This window comes from Pedobacter nutrimenti (assembly GCF_032678445.1).
Classification (GTDB): Bacteria; Bacteroidota; Bacteroidia; order Sphingobacteriales; family Sphingobacteriaceae; genus Pedobacter; species Pedobacter nutrimenti_A.
In genome coordinates this window covers 237,154-255,507 of the sequence record NZ_JAVTSQ010000005.1, presented here as the reverse complement: position 1 = coordinate 255,507, position 18,354 = coordinate 237,154, and the positions used below count along the sequence as shown (strand labels likewise).

Annotated in this window: 14 protein-coding genes; 11 read left to right on the top strand and 3 right to left on the bottom strand. The window is 43.0% G+C overall.

Annotated elements, in window-relative coordinates; all coding sequences use genetic code 11:
- Nucleotides 1-8: 8 nt before the first annotated feature.
- Nucleotides 9-995: an AraC family transcriptional regulator gene (locus R2S08_RS10695; protein WP_316835170.1), complete on the top strand. Its 987-nt coding sequence runs from the start codon at nt 9-11 to the stop codon at nt 993-995.
- Nucleotides 996-1,077: 82 nt separating this feature from the next.
- Nucleotides 1,078-3,711, top strand: coding sequence for a DNA ligase D (ligD, locus tag R2S08_RS10690; protein WP_316835169.1), 2,634 nt, complete (start codon nt 1,078-1,080; stop codon nt 3,709-3,711).
- Here the strand turns inward: ligD and R2S08_RS10685 are convergent.
- Together R2S08_RS10685 and R2S08_RS10680 are read right to left on the bottom strand one after the other, a co-directional pair.
- Nucleotides 3,708-3,944 carry a hypothetical protein gene (locus R2S08_RS10685; RefSeq protein ID WP_316835168.1) on the bottom strand — a complete coding sequence of 79 codons (237 nt, stop codon included), beginning with the start codon at nt 3,942-3,944 and terminating at the stop codon, nt 3,708-3,710. The two genes, ligD and R2S08_RS10685, sit on opposite strands and share 4 nt — an antisense overlap.
- Before the next feature lie 34 nt (nt 3,945-3,978).
- Complete coding sequence (locus tag R2S08_RS10680; RefSeq protein ID WP_316835167.1) at nt 3,979-4,887, bottom strand: hypothetical protein; 909 nt, start codon at nt 4,885-4,887, stop codon at nt 3,979-3,981.
- Between the two features lie 182 nt (nt 4,888-5,069).
- Between R2S08_RS10680 and R2S08_RS10675 the strand changes: the two genes are divergently transcribed.
- Nucleotides 5,070-7,526: a glycoside hydrolase family 2 TIM barrel-domain containing protein gene (locus R2S08_RS10675; RefSeq protein WP_316835166.1), complete on the top strand. Its 2,457-nt coding sequence runs from the start codon at nt 5,070-5,072 to the stop codon at nt 7,524-7,526.
- Nucleotide 7,527: 1 nt separating this feature from the next.
- Here R2S08_RS10675 and R2S08_RS10670 read toward each other — a convergent pair whose 3' ends face one another.
- Nucleotides 7,528-8,328, bottom strand: a complete 801-nt coding sequence (locus R2S08_RS10670) for a hypothetical protein (protein ID WP_316835165.1) — start codon at nt 8,326-8,328, stop codon at nt 7,528-7,530.
- 181 nt (nt 8,329-8,509) lie between these two features.
- Between R2S08_RS10670 and R2S08_RS10665 the strand changes: the two genes are divergently transcribed.
- From R2S08_RS10665 to R2S08_RS10630, 8 genes are all read left to right on the top strand, one after another.
- Nucleotides 8,510-9,319 (top strand): alpha/beta hydrolase family protein, encoded by an 810-nt coding sequence (locus R2S08_RS10665; protein WP_316835164.1) that lies wholly within the window; start codon nt 8,510-8,512, stop codon nt 9,317-9,319.
- A 296-nt stretch (nt 9,320-9,615) separates the two neighbouring features.
- A complete protein-coding gene (locus tag R2S08_RS10660) occupies nt 9,616-11,706 on the top strand; it encodes a nitrite reductase (protein WP_316835163.1) in 2,091 nt (696 codons plus the stop codon).
- Nucleotides 11,706-12,494, top strand: coding sequence for a uroporphyrinogen-III C-methyltransferase (cobA, locus tag R2S08_RS10655; protein ID WP_108550015.1), 789 nt, complete (start codon nt 11,706-11,708; stop codon nt 12,492-12,494). Before R2S08_RS10660 ends, cobA begins: the two co-directional genes overlap by 1 nt.
- A 12-nt stretch (nt 12,495-12,506) precedes the next feature.
- Complete coding sequence (locus R2S08_RS10650) at nt 12,507-13,970, top strand: TSUP family transporter (protein WP_316835162.1); 1,464 nt, start codon at nt 12,507-12,509, stop codon at nt 13,968-13,970.
- A gap of 4 nt (nt 13,971-13,974) precedes the next feature.
- Complete coding sequence (locus tag R2S08_RS10645) at nt 13,975-14,682, top strand: phosphoadenylyl-sulfate reductase (RefSeq protein WP_316835161.1); 708 nt, start codon at nt 13,975-13,977, stop codon at nt 14,680-14,682.
- Between the two features lie 10 nt (nt 14,683-14,692).
- Nucleotides 14,693-15,598, top strand: a complete 906-nt coding sequence (gene cysD, locus R2S08_RS10640) for a sulfate adenylyltransferase subunit CysD (RefSeq protein WP_316835160.1) — start codon at nt 14,693-14,695, stop codon at nt 15,596-15,598.
- The gene (locus R2S08_RS10635) at nt 15,598-16,848 is read left to right on the top strand and encodes a sulfate adenylyltransferase subunit 1 (RefSeq protein WP_133780567.1); all 1,251 of its coding nucleotides are present in this window, start codon (nt 15,598-15,600) and stop codon (nt 16,846-16,848) included. Before cysD ends, R2S08_RS10635 begins: the two co-directional genes overlap by 1 nt.
- A gap of 347 nt (nt 16,849-17,195) precedes the next feature.
- A complete protein-coding gene (locus R2S08_RS10630) occupies nt 17,196-18,269 on the top strand; it encodes a hypothetical protein (RefSeq protein WP_316835159.1) in 1,074 nt (357 codons plus the stop codon).
- Nucleotides 18,270-18,354 lie beyond the last annotated feature (85 nt).

Below are 18,354 nucleotides of genomic sequence, written 5' to 3'. Positions count from 1 at the left end.
TATTAAAGATGAAAATCAAATCGAAAATAGAAGGATCAGATGAATGGCTGTTTATAGAAGAAATTCCGGAACTCTACATTGCGCATACGCCTCTATCCGAGAAGCAGGTAAACATTAAAAGCTTACCGGCAGAAAAGCTCGTTAACTATCAGCTCAGTGCCGGCGGTTTATTTCTTGTGCATTCTACCATGCAGTTTAATGAACACGTTAAGGTCATTTCAGAAGTAGAGGGTGAGGCCATTACCTCCCAGTTTATTTTCTACGGATCTTCTTCGTCCATGGAAAAGAATACGCCCAAAAACAGCAGAAGAACGGGCAGCCGGCACAACATCCGATATATTCCCTCCTTAAAGGGAAAGTATCCAATGATGCCGGAGCTGGAGTATAAATATTTTTTGCTGGTGATGTCCAAACAATATTATTTTCATTTGATAGATCAGCACTCCCTGCTGCATTCAGCGTTTGTAAAAGAAATCCTTAAAGGGAAGTACAGCTCTTTTGCGGCCAAAGACCTCTCTGTTACATCGGAAATGAAGCGGGTGATCAACGATATCTGTGAATGTAAAAGAACCGGCGAACTGAAAAGATTGCATACAGAGGCCAAGATATTGGAGCTGCTGATGTTGCAGCTGGAACAGATGCAGTCGTGGGCAGAAGTAGACAAGTATCTGATCAAGCAGAATGACCTCAAAAAAATTGAACATGCCCGGGATGTCCTGGATGCCACCTACCAATATCCGCCAACCATTATTGAGTTGTCCAAACAGGTAACGCTGAATGAATTTAAGTTGAAAAAGGGTTTTAAAGAGTATTACGGGACGACCATTTATGGTTATGTGACCCGTTTAAGGATGGAGGAAGCCAGGAGGCTGATCCTGGAGGAGCGGAAAAGTATTGGCCAGGTGGCTGCGGCCGTTGGATTTAACCATCAGAGCCATTTAACAGAGGCTTTTAAACGTTATTTCGGAATCTTACCCAGTGAAGTAATCGTTTAAGGGCTTAATAGCCTGCTTTTTATTAAATTCTAAACCATATCATTTTTTGGATTGTTAACCCTGCAGTCAAACCTACAGGGATATGAGTCTGGAAAAATACAGCGCCAAGCGCGATTTTAGTAAAACAAAAGAGCCTGAATCAGGAAAAAGCAAGGACAAGGAAAAGCTTTTATTTGTTATTCAGAAACATGATGCCAGCCGGCTTCACTATGACTTCAGGCTGGAAATGGATGGTGTACTGAAAAGTTGGGCGGTTCCCAAGGGCCCTTCTACAGACCCCAAGACCAAACGCCTGGCCATGATGGTAGAAGACCATCCCTTTGATTACCGGAATTTTGAAGGATTGATTCCAAAAGGGGAGTATGGCGGGGGAACGGTCATTGTATGGGACCAGGGTACCTATGAGCCTATAGAAGAAATTAAAGGAAAGAAAGCCCAGGAGAAGTTTTTGCTCAAACAGCTGGAAGCTGGTTCATTGAAATTTAAGCTTTATGGAGAAAAGTTACAAGGCGAATTCGCCCTGGTAAAAACACATGGGATGGCCGAGAACAGCTGGCTGCTGATCAAACATAATGACGATTATGCATCGGTGAAAGACATCACTAAAGAAGATAAATCCGTACTTTCCAATAAAACCATTGCCCAGGTGGAGAAGAGCAGCGACAAGGTTTGGCACAGCAATCAAACCGATATAAAAGCACTGCTAAAAAAAGCAGCAAAAATGAAATTTCCCAGCCCCCAGAAACCCATGCTGGCTACCCTTGTCGATGGGCCCTTTGATGATCCTGATTGGCAATATGAGGTAAAATGGGATGGATACCGTGCTCTGGCTTATCTGAATAACGGGAAAGTGGAACTCCTATCCAGAAATAAGAAAAGTTTTAATGATAAATTTTACCCGATCCATGAGTTACTGGAGGGCTGGAAGATCAATGCCGTATTGGATGGTGAGGTTTTGGTTTTAAATGATAAAGGGGTTTCTAATTTTGGAGATCTTCAGAACTGGAGAAGTGAAGCTGACGGAGAACTGGTTTATTATGTGTTTGATCTGTTGTGGTATGAGGGTAAAGACCTGAGAGAACTGCCTTTGTATAAGCGCCAGGATATTTTGAAGGCTGTCTTGCCACAACAGGATGACCGGGTGCGTTTAAGCAAGGTGTTTAATGCCAGTGGTATAGATTTTTATGCGGCTGCAGAGCGAATGGGGCTCGAAGGAATTATTGCAAAGAAAAAAGACAGCACCTATTCTTATAACTACCGTTCAAAGGAGTGGGTCAAAATTAAGGTGCATAAAAGGCAGGAAGTGGTGATTGCGGGTTACACGAAGAATGCCGACACCCCTAAAGCCTTCAGCTCCTTGTTGCTGGGTGTTTATGAAAATGGAAAACTTCAATACGCGGGGAAGGTGGGTACAGGGTTTAACGATCAGGTACAAAAGGAAATGATGGCTGAATTTAAGCCCTTAATTACAGATAAAAGCCCTTTTGAAGAAATTCCGGATGTGAATAAACCTTCCAGGTTCAGGCCAAATCCTCCAAAAGCCAAAGCCATCTGGCTCAAGCCGGAACTGGTTTGTGAGGTTGCTTTTTCAGAAGTAACGGCTGATGGCGTATTCCGGCACCCCTCTTTTAAAGGGATGCGTATAGACAAGAAAGCAAAAGAGGTGCTGCGGGAAACAGCTGCGCCGAAAGAAGATATTTTGGAAAAGACAGAAAAGATTGTGAAAAAAGAAGCTGCAGAACGGCATCAGGAGGCCATAATACCGCCTAAAGATAAAGGAAGAAAAACACTGTTGAACCCCAAAGATGAAACACAGGTTCGAAAGGTTTGCGGGCATGAATTGAAGTTCACCCATTTGAGCAAACTCTACTGGCCCGAAGATAAGGTGAGCAAACGCGACCTGTTTAATTATTATTACCAGGTTGCCGAATATATTTTACCCTATCTGAAAGACCGGCCCATGTCACTGAACCGCTTTCCAGGAGGAATTCATGGAAAAGGATTTTACCAGAAAGATGTGACCAATACGGCACCAGAATGGGCTAAGACCTTTCCTTATACCACCAGTGAAGGAGAAGAAAAAGAGTATCTGGTTGGTGCCGATGAGGCAACATTATTGTGGATGGCCTCTCTGGGTTGTATTGAAATGAATCCCTGGTTCAGCCGGGTAGAATCTCCGGATCAGCCCGATTACTGTGTCATAGATCTCGATCCAGATAAGAACACGTTTGATCAGGTCATTGCCGCGGCGCTCGAGGTGAAAAAGGTACTGGATGTTATCGATGTGCCTTCTTTCTGTAAAACATCAGGATCAACCGGTATGCATATTTATATTCCACTAGGGGCCAGATACACTTACGATCAGAGTCAGATGTTTGCCCGGATCATTGTGAATCTGGTTCATAAACAGATTCCGGAATATACCAGTCTGGAAAGAATGGTGGCTAACCGAAAAGGAAAGATGTATCTGGATTTTTTGCAAAACAGGCCGGGAGCAACTATCGCTGGTCCCTATTCTCTTCGCCCTAAACCAGGTGCCACGGTATCTATGCCGCTGCACTGGGACGAAGTAAAGTCTGGTTTAAAAATGCAGGATTTTACGATTTTCAACACAGCAGACCGGTTGAAAGTAAAAGGAGACTTGTTTAAAGGCGTATTGGGTAAAGGGATTGATCTGGAGAAAGCCATTCAAAAAGCGAAATCTGTTTTCGGCTAAACGCCTTCTGCAGGGGCCTCATAAGCGTCGATCTGTTTGCCGATCAGATTAATGATTTCCATTGGAATGGGCTCATCAGAACACCAGCAGTTGTTGTTCTCGGTGTCTTTATAAACCACACCAAGGCGGTTTTTGTCTTCATAAACCTCATAGATGGGCTCATAAGGGTCTGGAAAAACCAGCAATGTGCTGATGTTTCCTGAAATGTCGATCTGGATATCAAATGGTTCCATAGTTTTTACATAACAATACTGCGCAAAAATGGTTTTACCGGATTAATACGCCTGCTATTCCACAGCAGGCCTTCACTAAAATCAATCCATCAATGACGATCAGGTAAAAGAGGATATTTTTTCGCTTGTTCATGGAATAAGCTACAATTGTGGTCAGTACAAAGGGAACAAGGTTTAAGACCACACTGATCAGCAGGAAGTGTTTGAGATATGCAAAAATGCACAATGAAAGCATTCCGATCAGCAACAAAGGAATCAATACATTAAAAATGGTTTTCCTCAGGCCCATTCTAACGGTAAAGGTTTTCAGTTCCCTGTTGGCGTCAATTGCATAATCTTTCATATCAAACATAATGGCGTTAACCGTACAGAACATCCAGTTCTTTATGAACAGCCATATCCAGAAAATACCTTCGGCTCCATTGATGCCTGTTTCAATTCTAAGCACCACCAGCGGTATAATATTGACTGTGCAGGCCCAGACAAAACCAATCACAAAAGGCTTCAACCAGCCCGTGTTTCTTAAATTGAGGTTGAAAAAGTAAGAAGGAAGCAGGCCATAATACAATATTGCTGCCAGGAGCAGGATAGATACAACGATCCAGTAAATGACCGGAAGATGAAAAATTGCATAAAAGTTATGGAAAAACAAATACAGGAAGATCAATATACTGGCTGAGCCCAGGATCAACTGACTCCATTTAACAGTAAACTGATGCTCTGAATACCATTTTGATCTTGGATTAAGGCCAGAAGAAAACTTATTGACGCCCATGTAGGCATAGGTGTAGTACACCACGGGTACCAGGGAAATCAGGATATAGTACCACAAAGAGTTGAAAGGCAGTTTAAGCTGAAGGGTAGATTCTGTGGTTAACGCGAGAGCAAGCAGGCCAACAAAGTAGTTTCCAAAAAAAATAAATTTTACAATTTTTAATCCCATTTCAGTGGCAGCTGTGCATAACTCTCTTTTCGCAAATAACCTTTGTAATTTAGGAACAAAGCGGCATTATATTGGAATGGAATCCATAAAATATTTTTAATTCCCTAAAGGTAGGTTGAAAAAATTGAATCTTTTGCCAATTTTGCAGAGTGTTAAGGTAGCGCTTTGGTTAACTTTGAGATATGTTGAAGAGAAATTTACTTTTGATCTTACTGATCCTGTGCAGTCCGTTACTTCATGCGCAATCCTCCAAACGGCTCATCCAGAACTGGGAATACCTTAAAGGAGATCTGGGGGGGATTTGGGAAGCTGTAAGGCCCGTTAAAGAGGGCAATCCGGAAAGTGTTCCTGTTTGGCAAAAAGTAAATCTGCCACATTGTTTTAATGCACATGATGCCGTAGATCCCGATGTAAATTACTATCAGGGACCTGGCTGGTACCGCATCATGCTGGATGTGAATAATCCTTATGCAAAAGGGCGGACCCTGCTTCATTTTGAAGGTGCCGGCCAGAAAACAAAAGTATATCTCTATACCACTAAAGTAGCCGAACATACGGGAGGCTATGATGAATGGACTGCTGATCTGACCGAGGCTGTCGATGCATTTAAAAAAAGACCTGAATTTCAGGCCCAGTTTAAAGGTAAGGTTCCCCTGATCATCCGGTGTGACAATTCCAGAGACCTGGAAATGATTCCTTCGAATTTGTCAGATTTTAATGTATATGGAGGTCTTTACAGATATGTAAACCTGGTATATACACCGGCCTTATCTGTGGATAAACTGTTTGCCCATACAGAGGTAGGTGCAAAAGGGGGGAGCGGTAAATTGGATGTTAAAGCCAGATTATACAATCCTGATCAGATCGCTTCGGCAATGGTCAAGATCAGTGTGAGCGATCCTTCAGGAAAGGTAGTTTATAATTTTAGCAAGCAGTTGAATACGTTTAAAAGCGATTCTTTGCTGAGCAGTATCCAGGTCAAATCGCCGAAACTCTGGTCGCCTGATGTCCCTCAACTGTATACGGTAAACTTAAGTATAACCGCCAGGGGAGAAACGGTGAAAAAGGAGGAAAAGATAGGTTTCCGGAATTTTGAGTTTGTGAAAAAAGGACCTTTCATGCTGAACGGTAAGCGATTGCTTCTGCGCGGAACGCACCGCCATGAAGATCATGCTGATGTTGCAGCCGCCATGACCGAAGATATGATCCGGACGGAAATCAAGATGATGAAGGAAATGGGTGTAAATTTTATCCGCCTGGGTCATTATCAGCAATCGAGAATCGTACTCAACCTGTGCGATAGCCTGGGGATCATGGTCTGGGAAGAAATTCCATGGTGCAGAGGAGGTTTGGGCGGACAGATCTATCAGGACCAGGCCAAAAGGATGCTGACCCATATGGTAGAACAGCATTACAACCACCCCTCCATTATTATCTGGGGAATGGGAAATGAGAACGACTGGCCGGGTGATTTTCCTGAGTTTGATCAGCAGAAAATCAGAGCTTTTATGAAAGAACTCAACGATCTTTCACACCAGTTGGACCCTTCCAGAAAAACAGCCATCCGCAGGTGTGATTTCTGCAGGGATATAGTGGATGTATATTCTCCCTCCATCTGGGCAGGCTGGTACCGGGGGAATTACACGGAATATAAAGCCGTTAGTGAAGAAGAATTTAATAAAGTAGATCATTTTTTGCATGTGGAATGGGGAGGAGACAGCCATGCCAGAAGACATTCGGAGAACCCCGACAATGCCTTAAGTAAAATTAAAACTGGTGGCGGAGCAGATGAACGTGCCGGAGATGCCTCCCTTTATGGTGGTGCGGCAAGGGTATCCAAAGATGGCGATTGGAGCGAAAGCTATATCAGTAACCTGATCGACTGGCATTTGAAAGAACAGGAAACCATGCCCTGGTTAAGTGGTGCAGCTTACTGGCCGTTTAAGGATTTCTCAACCCCGGTGAGGCCGGAAAACCCGGTTCCTTATGTCAATCAGAAGGGGGTTATAGAAAGGGATTTCACAAAGAAGGAAGCGTTCTATGTTTTCCAGTCTTACTGGACAACCCAGCCTATGGCACATATTTATGGCCACAGCTGGCCGGTGCGGTGGGGAGAGGAAGGAGAAGAAAAAATGGTTAAAGTCTATTCCAACTGTGATGAGGCGGAGTTATTTGTGAATGGCAAAAGTTACGGTGTGAAAAAGCGCAACAGCCAGAATTTTCCGGCTGCAGGTTTGCGCTGGCAGGTGCCCATGGTGAAAGGAAAATATACCTTTAAGGTGGTTGCGAAAAAAGGAAAAACAACAGTGACTGATCAGATTGAACAGGAATATCAAAGTGATAAATGGTCTAAGCCAACCAAACTCGTGCTGCAAAAAGCAGGAGAACAGGACGGAATAGCCACGCTGGAGGTTAAAGCATTCGATTCAAAAGGCATACTTTGTCTGGACGCAATGAACCTGGTGGAATTCTCTTTGACCGGCGATGGCAGTCTGATCCAGGATCAGGGCACATCAACCGGTTCCAGAAAAGTTCAGCTTTATAATGGCCGCGCCATTATCCGGGTAAAGACAAATGCAGGAAAGAGTGTGGCGAGCGTCAAGTCTGCAGGTCTTCCAACAGCTTTTGTAAACTTATAAATCAGGGGAGGGTTTTGTAGGTCAGGGTAAAGGTGGTCTTCAGGCTGCCTTCCAATAGATTTAGTTTAGAGGGTTGGCTTTGCGAATTGTATTCATAGCTGCAGGTATAGCCTTTCTCGGTGGATATAGCAGTTTTGCTTAATAAATTGCCTGTAACCGAGTAGAAAAGGAACTTGTACCTGCTTTCTATAGTAAACAAGAGCGCATTAGGGACCGCATCGCAGAGCCCTTTTTTTTGGTCATAATTGCAAATACTGGTCTCGGATTTAAGAGCGGGCTTTTCCGTTTCGAAATGGATCAGATGGCCCTGCTGATCATAAGTATAGATCTTGTGTTCCGTTAGTTGATCGTGCAGATCAAAAGTATTGACTTGTGCGATCCGGTTATCAGAATCATATCCGATCGATAGATGACCGGTAGGGGTAAATGCCGGGCCGTTTACTTTAAACTGGTTAATGGTATTTACCCTGCCACCGGCATCCCGGAAATAATCAGATGAATAAACAAGCTGATTGTTTTCATAGATTTCAAAGCCGGAGGCCAATTTGTTTTTATTGTATTTGATCAGCTCTTTTCTACCCGTATTGTCTTCTACAGTAAGAAGCAGGTTCGAGTTTTCAAGATATTTCAGCTGTATCAGTTGCTGGCTGGATTCCAGTTTCACCGGAATAAATAGCTGACTGCTATTTACAGGAGGAGTGACGATTGGCTTTTCCTCTGAAGGTGTGATTTTCCTGCAACCGGTTTCCCCAAAAATGATCACCGTTAAGGCGAATACAGTAGTTTTTACTCTAAAATTCATGATGAAAAGGATTAGTTCCTTTTAAATGTGTTATTTATTTTTACGAAAAAAAATTAATAACCTAAAAAAGAATGTAATTTCTAAAATAGGTAGTGAATATCCTTTAATGCAGGGAGTTGATGCTTTTTTTCTAAAATTTGAAGCTATTTTATATCTTAACCAAAATAAACCGAACCTTGCTATGAACAGACTCTTTGGAACATTATTGCTGATTTTTTTAACGACATCCCTGTGGGCGGCAAAGGTAGATACCGTACTCACCTATAGTCCCTCGATGAAGAAAAATATCAAAGCCGTAGTCGTCTTGCCGGATGGGTATGAAGTTCAATCCCATTTTCCTGTGGTGTATCTTTTGCATGGACACGGAGGAAGTTATAAGGATTATATCAAGAATATTCCTGCCATTAAAGATGTTGCTGATCAATATCAAATGATCGTGGTTTGTGCGGACGGAAATGTGTCTAGCTGGTACCTGGACAGCCCGGAAGACTCCAGCTGGAAATATGAAACCTATGTGAGCTCTGAATTGGTGGGCTGGATGGATCAGCATTATAAAACAATAGCCTCCCCGAAAGGCAGGGCCATTACCGGACTGAGTATGGGCGGACATGGCGCGCTTTCCCTGGCGATTAAGCATCAGGATATTTTTGGTGCTGCCGGAAGCATGAGTGGAGGCCTTGACCTGCGACCTTTCCCCGACAACTGGAACATCTCTAAACGTTTGGGTACCTATGCTCAATACCCGGAACGATGGACCGCAAACAGTGTAACCGAGATGCTGCCCCTGCTCAGTAAACATCAACTGTCTCTTATCATTGATTGTGGAAAAGACGATTTCTTTTACCAGGTTAACCTGAAATTTCATGAGAAGCTGCTCTATAATAATATTCCTCATGATTTTATTATCCGCCCGGGCAGCCACAACTGGGATTACTGGTCCAATGCCATCACTTATCAGCTGCTTTATTTTCATAAGTTTTTCCAAAGCTAGGTGCTGCCCTGTTTTTCTATTGTAAAATTCGGAAGGCTTTCTTGTTATACAGTAGCCTGTATGATAGGTTTATAGCCTTTTCTGAAAAATATATAAAATAATTTCACCTACAAAGACTATATATTCTATATACTTTATATATTTGTACTATGAACAAAACAACCATGATTAAAAATGATATGATGTTCCTGTGTTGTAAGCGCAGAGCTTAAGACTGTTATGGGGTAAAATATATAAGAACTTCTTCGGTCTAACCAACGGGGAAGTTTTTTTTTAATCAAAAACTTAGAATAAACATGCAAAGTTTTAGAACAGAACTTGAAAATCCTGTCGTAGAGCAGGATATCATTGATCTTGAAAAAAAGATCCGTCTCTTCAGGGAAGGTCTTATCCATGATGAAAAATTCAGGAGCCTCCGCCTGGCCAGAGGGATTTATGGCCAGAGACAACCTGGGGTGCAAATGATCCGCATTAAGCTGCCTTTTGGTAAAGTCACTTTCAGGCAACTGCTTAAAATAGCTGATGTAGCCGATGAATACGGTAGCGGCAACCTGCATTTGACCACAAGGCAGGATATCCAAATGCATTATGTGAGCCTGGACAGAACACCAGAGCTCTGGGACCAACTGGAAAGAGATGATATTACCTTGCGTGAGGCTTGTGGAAATACCGTTAGAAATGTAACCTCTTCACCAGATTCTGGCATTAATCCGGAAGAACCTTTTGATGTTTCACCCTATGCACATGCTGTATTTTCTTATTTCCTGAGAAATCCGATTTGCCAGGAAATGGGCCGGAAAATCAAAATTTCCTTTTCTTCTACAGAGAAAGATACAGCATTCAGCTATATTCATGATCTGGGTTTTATTCCAAAGATCAATGAAAAAGGAGAACGCGGGTTTAAGGTCTTGTTTGCAGGAGGTTTAGGGGCACAACCATTTTTAGCCCATCCGGTACATGAGTTTCTTCCAGAAGATCAGATCATTCCTTATACAGAATCTGTATTGCGTGTATTTGATCGTTATGGAGAACGAAATAACCGGAATAAAGCACGTTTAAAATATCTGGTTCAAAAGCTTGGACTGGATGAGGTATTAAGACTGGTAGATGAAGAACGTACAGCCAATAAATCCAAAAGTTTTAAAATTGACCTGAATACCGTTCCATTGCCTGAACCTCCACCAGTTTTAGAGGTTGAAGCAACAGAAGCAGAAGGTACACCAGCTTATCAGCATTGGCTGGCCACCAACGTGTTTGAGCAAAAACAAACAGGTTTTTACGGCGTCTATATTAAAGTAAGGATAGGAGATATCCGTACCTTCATGGCCAGAGAACTTGTAGCTGCCATACAACCTTATGTTGCCGACGAGATTCGCATTACACAGAATCAAGGCCTGCTGCTGAAATTTGTACGCAAGGCGGCTTTGCCGGTTTTGTTTGAAAAGTTAAATGCACTGGGCTTTGCTGCTCCAGGTTTTGACAGTATTGCAGACATTACCACCTGCCCCGGAACGGATACCTGTAACCTGGGTATTTCCAACAGTATGTCGCTCGCAGCTACACTGGAAGAACTGGTGTATGAAGAATACCCGCATTTAATCTATGATAAAGACATCAAAGTGAAAATCAGTGGCTGTATGAATTCCTGTGGTCAGCATGGCCTGGCGCATATTGGTTTTCATGGCAGTTCAGTTAAAGCCAACGGCAAAGTAGTGCCTGCCGTTCAGGTGATGTTGGGTGGTGGAACAGTAGGAGACGGTGAAGGCCGGGTATCAGAGCGTGTGATCAAAGTTCCATCAAAAAGAGCAACCTCTGTTTTAAGAGTAGTGCTGGATGATTATCACGGTAATGCGGAAGAAGGAGAAACTTTTCATCAGTATTACGATCGTTTGACCAAGGATCATTTTTATCAGTTACTGAAACCATTGGCTGATCTGACCAATCTGAAAGACGAGGAATATGTAGACTGGGGGCATGAAGAAACTTTTGAAACTGCGATTGGTGTAGGCGAATGTGCCGGTGTAGTGATCGACCTGGTTGCGACCCTGTTATTAGAGGGGGAAGAAAAACTGGGCTGGGCAAGAAGATCTTATGAGGCAGGTGCCTGGGCAGATGCCATCTATCATACCTACAGTGTTTTAGTCAATACCGCAAAAGCTTTGTTACTGGATAAAGGTGTCAACAGCAGTACACAAGCCGGAGTAATCCGTGAGTTTGATGCCAATTATATAGACAGCGGAGAAGTACAACTAAACGGCAGTTTCAGTGATCTGGTACTGCAAATCAATAAGAATGAACCGACTGAACAATTTGCAACCTCCTACCTGGAGGCTGCAGAAAGGTTCTATCTGGAAATGAAAGCAAAAAGAGAGGGGGCGTTTCAATAATGATTACACAAAAAACAGGGTTCAAAGAACCCAGAATCACTTTAGTTGGTGCAGGTCCGGGAGATCCGGAACTGATCACGATGAAAGGGGCTAATGCTTTGAAATCAGCAGATGTGATCCTTTACGATGCTTTGGTAGACGAAGCGATCCTGGATTACGGACATGCAGATGCGATACGGATTTATGTTGGTAAAAGATCAGGAGAGCACTCCTTATCTCAGGATAAGATCAATAAACTGATGGTGGACTATGCCTTGAATTACGGGCATGTGGTGCGTTTGAAAGGCGGAGATCCCTTTGTTTTTGGAAGAGGCTATGAAGAACTGGATTATGCGGCCGGATACAGCATTCCGGTACAGGTTATCCCTGGTCTTTCCAGCTCCATTTCTGTTCCAGGGCTTCAGCAAATCCCGGTAACCCACAGGGGCTTAAGTGAAAGCTTTTGGGTGGTAACTGGTACAACAGCATCGGGTGCCATTTCCAACGACCTTTATGAAGCTGCAAGGACGAAAGCGACTGTCGTGGTGCTGATGGGATTGGGTAAACTGAAAGAAATTGTAAAACTTTTCCAGAATGAAGGAAAAAACAAGCTTCCTGTAGCGGCCATTCAAAGTGGTTCCACTGAAGAGGAAAAACTGGCGATCGGAATTGTAGATACCATTGAAGAAATTGTTTTGGAAAAAGGGATCAAAGCACCAGCCTTACTCGTTTTTGGAGAGGTAGTTTCTTTACATCCTTCTTTCCAGCCCATCAAAGATTTTTACAAAGCATTAAAAGAAGAACTCTAAGCAACAGACAATTTGGAAGGCAACCAGTTATTTCCCGTTTTTATTAAGCTAGATACTTTACATACCCTGGTGGTTGGCGGAGGGCCGGTCGGATTAGAAAAATTATCTGCATTACTGAACAATAGCCCTTCGGCAAAGATCAGCTTGGTTGCATTAGAAATCTTGCCGCAATTGAAAGAACTGGCCGCAAAATTTCCAAATGTAAGTCTTAGCCAGAGGGCCTTTGAACTTGAGGATCTGGATGCCGCTGAACTGGTTATTGCTGCCACCAACAATGCAGATTTAAACGATCAGATCCGTGCAGCAGCCAAGGAACGTAAGATTCTGGCCAATTTTGCAGACAAACCCGAGTTGTGTGATTTTTACCTCGGCTCCATAGTTAAAAAAGGAGACTTGAAAATTGCGATATCCACCAATGGAAAATCGCCTACGATTGCCAAAAGACTGAAAGAAACTTTAAATGATGGTTTACCCGACGAATTAAATATAACTCTTCAACAGATGCAGGAACTCAGAAATAAACTAGAAGGCGATTTTACAGATAAGGTTAAGAAGCTCAATAAAGTCACCTCTTTACTGGTCGAAGATCAGAAAAGCAGGGCGATGAGACTGAACTTTAAATGGCTGGTCTGGATTACCATTGTATTGTCGATCTCTGTGGTCATTGCTGTTTTTTGGCATAAAGAACCAGAGTTTCAAGCTTTCCTGCTCAACCTGAATCCTGTATTCTACTGGTTTTTACTGGGCGGATTTGTTTTTGCGATGATTGATGGTGCTATAGGCATGTCGTATGGGGTAACCTCTACTTCTTTTTCTCTTGCTATGGGTATTCCACCTGCATCGGCCAGTATGGCGGTCCATTTGTCGGAGATCCTGAGTAATGGAATTGCGGGCTGGATGCATTATAGAATGGGTAACGTAAACTGGAAATTGTTCCGTTTGCTGATCATTCCTGGTATTCTGGGCGCGGTTGCCGGGGCTTATCTATTGTCTTCACTGGAACATTACAGCCAGTACACCAAACCGCTGGTTTCCATTTATACTTTAATTCTGGGAGGGGTGATTTTATCCAAAGCCTATAAAGCCGGCAAACCAACTGCAAAAGGAAAGATCAAAAAAATCTCTTTATTAGGGCTGTTTGGTGGCTTTATTGATGCGGTAGGCGGAGGGGGCTGGGGCTCTATTGTTTTGTCCAGCTTAATCGCCGGAGGCAGAAATCCAAGATTTTCTTTAGGAACGGTGAAAATTACCCGTTTTTTTATAGCTTCGATGAGTTCTTTAACTTTTTTAACGATGTTGAACGGTGCCCACTGGGAAGCGGTTGCAGGCCTGGTTATTGGCAGTGCTTTGGCAGCACCTATTGCAGCAAGGGTATCCAATAAGATCTCGGTGAAAACCATTATGGTGGCCGTAGGGATTATTGTGATCCTGGTGAGTCTGCGCAGCATCTTTGGTTTTATTTTAAAATTGTTTTAAGACAATGAATACGTATTTAGCAGATATAGCGAAAGATATACAGGGCCTGGACCCGGTAGCGTCACTTCAGTATTTTGCACAGAAATATCCCGGAGAAATTACCTTTTCTACCAGCTTTGGTTGGGAAGATCAGGTGATTACCGACTTGATTTTCAGAAATGATATTCCAATCGAGGTGTTTACACTGGAAACCGGGAGATTGTTTCCGGAAACTTATTATGTCTGGAACCGTACCCTGGAGATTTATAAAAAGAAAATTCACGCTTACTTTCCACAAGCGGAATCTTTGCAGGCTATGGTTGATCAGAAAGGGCCAAGCAGCTTTTATGAATCTGTAGAAAACCGGAAAGAATGCTGTCACATCCGCAAAATAGAGCCCTTAAAGCGGGCCTTAAACGGTAAAAAAATCTGGGTAACCGGAATCAGGGCCGAGCAGTCTCTGAACCGCCACGATATGAGCAATATTGAATGGGACGAAGGCAATCAGCTGTTAAAATTTCATCCGGTGTTCAACTGGACATTGGATGAAGTAAAGGCCTATATTAAAGAAAATAATGTGGTATACAATACCTTGCACGATAAAGGTTTCCCCAGCATTGGCTGTGCACCTTGTACCCGTGCAGTGAGAGAAGGAGAAGATTTCCGCGCCGGAAGATGGTGGTGGGAAGATCAGTCAAAAAAAGAATGTGGTTTACATGCCACTCAACAATAAGAAATAAGATATGAGTAAGGTTAATTTAGATTATTTAGATGAGCTGGAAGCGGAGGCCATTCACATCTTACGTGAGGTAGCAGGTCAGTTTGAAAAACCAGCTTTGTTATTTTCCGGAGGCAAGGATTCTATTACGCTGGTTCGTCTGGCAGAAAAGGCATTCCGGCCTGGAAAATTTCCTTTTCCACTGGTTCATATAGATACAGGCCATAATTTTGAAGAAACCATCACTTTTCGTGATCAGATGATTGAAAGAATCGGTGAAAAACTGATTGTGGGTTATGTACAGGAATCTATTGATGAGGGGAAAGCGATTGAACAGACAGGAAAAAATGCCAGCAGAAATGCTTTGCAAACCGTGACTTTACTGGATACCATTGCTAAATATGGTTTTGATGCCTGTATTGGCGGAGCGAGAAGAGATGAAGAAAAAGCAAGGGCAAAAGAACGTATTTTTTCTGTCAGGGATGAGTTTGGGCAGTGGGATCCAAAGCGCCAGCGCCCGGAACTTTGGAACATTTACAACGGCCGGATCCATAAGGGGGAGAATGTAAGGGTTTTTCCGATCAGCAATTGGACAGAGCTTGATGTGTGGAATTACATTAAGAGAGAGAAAATGGAATTGCCTTCTATTTATTTTGCCCATGAAAGAGATTGTATTACCAGAAATGGCCAGTTGATGGCGGCTTCTCCTTTTTTAAATATGGATGAGGAGGATATAGTAGAACGCAAAAAAGTGCGTTTCCGTACAGTAGGTGATATGAGTTGTACTGCTGCGGTAAGTTCAGAGGCGACCGAACTGGATGACATTATTGCCGAAATCAGTGCGTCTAAAATTAGTGAACGTGGTGCCAGAATGGACGATAAAGTATCGGAAGCCGCTATGGAAGACCGTAAGAAAGGAGGATATTTTTAATGAATATATTGAAATTTTTTACCGCAGGTAGTGTTGATGATGGTAAAAGTACCTTGATTGGCCGCTTGTTATATGATACAGATTCCATCCTGGCTGACCAGCTGGAGGCATTACAGGCCAGTAACCGTAAAAATGATGACGGTACAATTGATCTGGCCATTTTAACAGATGGTTTGAGGGCAGAGCGGGAACAGGGTATTACCATTGATGTCGCTTATAAATATTTCCAGACGGAAAAACGTAAGTTTATTATCGCTGATACCCCTGGTCATATCCAGTATACCAGAAATATGGTTACTGGTGCTTCGACGGCGAAACTGGCCATTATCCTGATTGATGCCCGTAATGGTGTGGTGGAACAAACCATCAGGCATTCTTACCTGGTTTCTTTGCTGGGGATAGAACATGTAGTGGTCTGCTTAAACAAAATGGATATGGTGGGCTACAGTGAAACTGTATTTCATGCGATCACCGAAAAATATAAAGCTTTAGCGGCTGAACTTAACCTAAAGGAGGTGACCTTCATTCCGGTCAGCGCCTTGAAAGGGGATAATGTAGTCAATGAGTCTGAGCATATGCAATGGTATCAGGGCAGGAGTTTACTGCATTTTCTGGAGAGTGTGGATGTGGAAGATGCGCTGCCTTACAACCTGGCCAGGATGCCGGTACAGTGGGTGATCCGGCCACAAACAGACGAGTTACATGATTACCGTGGTTATGCAGGTCGTATTCTAAGTGGTTCATTTAACGTCAATGATAAGGTAACGGTGTTGCCTTCGGGGCATAGTTCTGTGATTGACCGGATAGAGATCTTTGATCAAAGACCTGTAGAGGCTTTTGCGGGACAGTCGGTTACAATTCACCTGAAAGATAATATTGACATCAGCAGGGGTGATGTATTGGTGAATTCTGATCATTTGCCACAGAGTTCGCAGGTGATTGAAGCTGATTTGTGCTGGATGGATGCGCGTCCGCTGGATGACAGTATTACGTATTTGTTGCAGCACAATAGTAAGATTACTAAATGTAAGATCAGGGAGATTGTGTATAAAGTGGATATCAATACGCTTGAAAAACAGGATGCGCATGATTTTAAGCTGAATGATATTGGACGTGTGGTTTTGAAAACAGCCGATGAGTTACCTTTTGACTTGTATACCGAGAATAAGGCAAACGGAGCGGCGATATTGGTGGACAGCAGGACAAATCTGACCGTGGCTGCATTGATGTTTAGAAATGTAAGCTATTAAATAAAAAATCAATATACTCTTCGGAGACTACGCTTTCTGCGCGCCGCTTTGCGGCCTGCTTCGAAAGCTGAGGTCTCCTCTGAGTAATATTGATTTTTTTTTATGGCGCTTAGCTGGGGGGAGAGTCCGGGCTGGGCGCATAGAAGTTGATACGTCTTACCTGTCACCACCCTCCTCTGCAACTTGCTACGGAAAATTCTCGTACGCTGCGGAAAGACCTCAGAGATCTGCGGCTCCTTCAGCCGCCGGATATCGTTAGTCTTGAAGCAGCTGTACAGAATTTTCCGAACAATCACCTCCCTTAAGCCAGAGAAATTTCTAATCTTTGTTGACCTAAGAAAAACAACATGAATTTGAACATCTATCTACAAAGAGTGGGGATTGTATTGGCGTTTCTGACGCTTTCTGTGTCCGTTCAGGCGCAGCATTTTAAGCTTAAAAAATTTAGTGAAGAAGATCTGGATTTTTTCCTTTTAACTGGGAAAACATTCGCTGAAAAGCAAATCAATACTTTTTTACATGGGGCTGAACTGCACAGTCTTCCTGGTAAGTATAAGCAAAGCCCTTTTGAATCTATAAGGCCGGCTGCTGGCTCCAATCAGGGGGTAACCGGGTTGAGGTATACCGTTCTGAACAATACCAGCCAGATCTTTTCGGTGGAGGTGAACGGAGAATACAGTTCGGCTTCACTCAATGAATATGGACACGTCTATAATTTTGATGCGTCTAGCGGGAAACTGATCAAATTCAGAGATCTGCTAACGGATGCCGGATACGAGGCTATGAATAAAATGGTGGTTTCTAATCGTAAGAAGCGGTTGGGGACTTATCTCAAAACGCTGAAAGATATTACCGGAGAAAATAAAGTTGTTTACACGACCTATTCCGAATGTCTCAGCGATATGGAGGGGGATGAGGTTAATGACGATGATCTAAAATTCCAAAAGGAGGGATTGCTGCTCATCAGGAGGTCTTGTTCAGGGCAACATTATTTCCAGGCCCTGGAAGACAAAGCGGATGTTTATAATAACCGCTTAAGCATAAAGTCTCTTGAACCCTATCTGAACGCTTATGGTAAATGCCTTTTACTCACCAAAAATGCGAACTGTACTCCAGCTATTGCAAAAGGTTTTCGTGAAGGGCTTTATACTGGAAAGATCAATCATCAATATGCGATTACTTTAGTGATAGATCGTATTTACAAAGACCGGATTTATGCCTCCTATTATTATGACAAGGTTGGAAAGGAGATCAACCTCAGATGCAGTATGGAGAAAGGACAATTAAAAATGAAAGAAGACAATATGGACGGTAAGGAAAATAATTCGCCTGCCACTTTTCAGCTTTCTTTGCCTTCTAATGGAAAGTTGACCGGAACCTGGAGTAATGGAAAAAACACATACCCCGTAGAACTTCAATAAGCAAAGTACCCGGTCACCTCCTTCCTCTGCGATTTGCTACGGAAAATTTTCGTACGCTGCGGAAAGACCTCAGAGATCTGCGGCT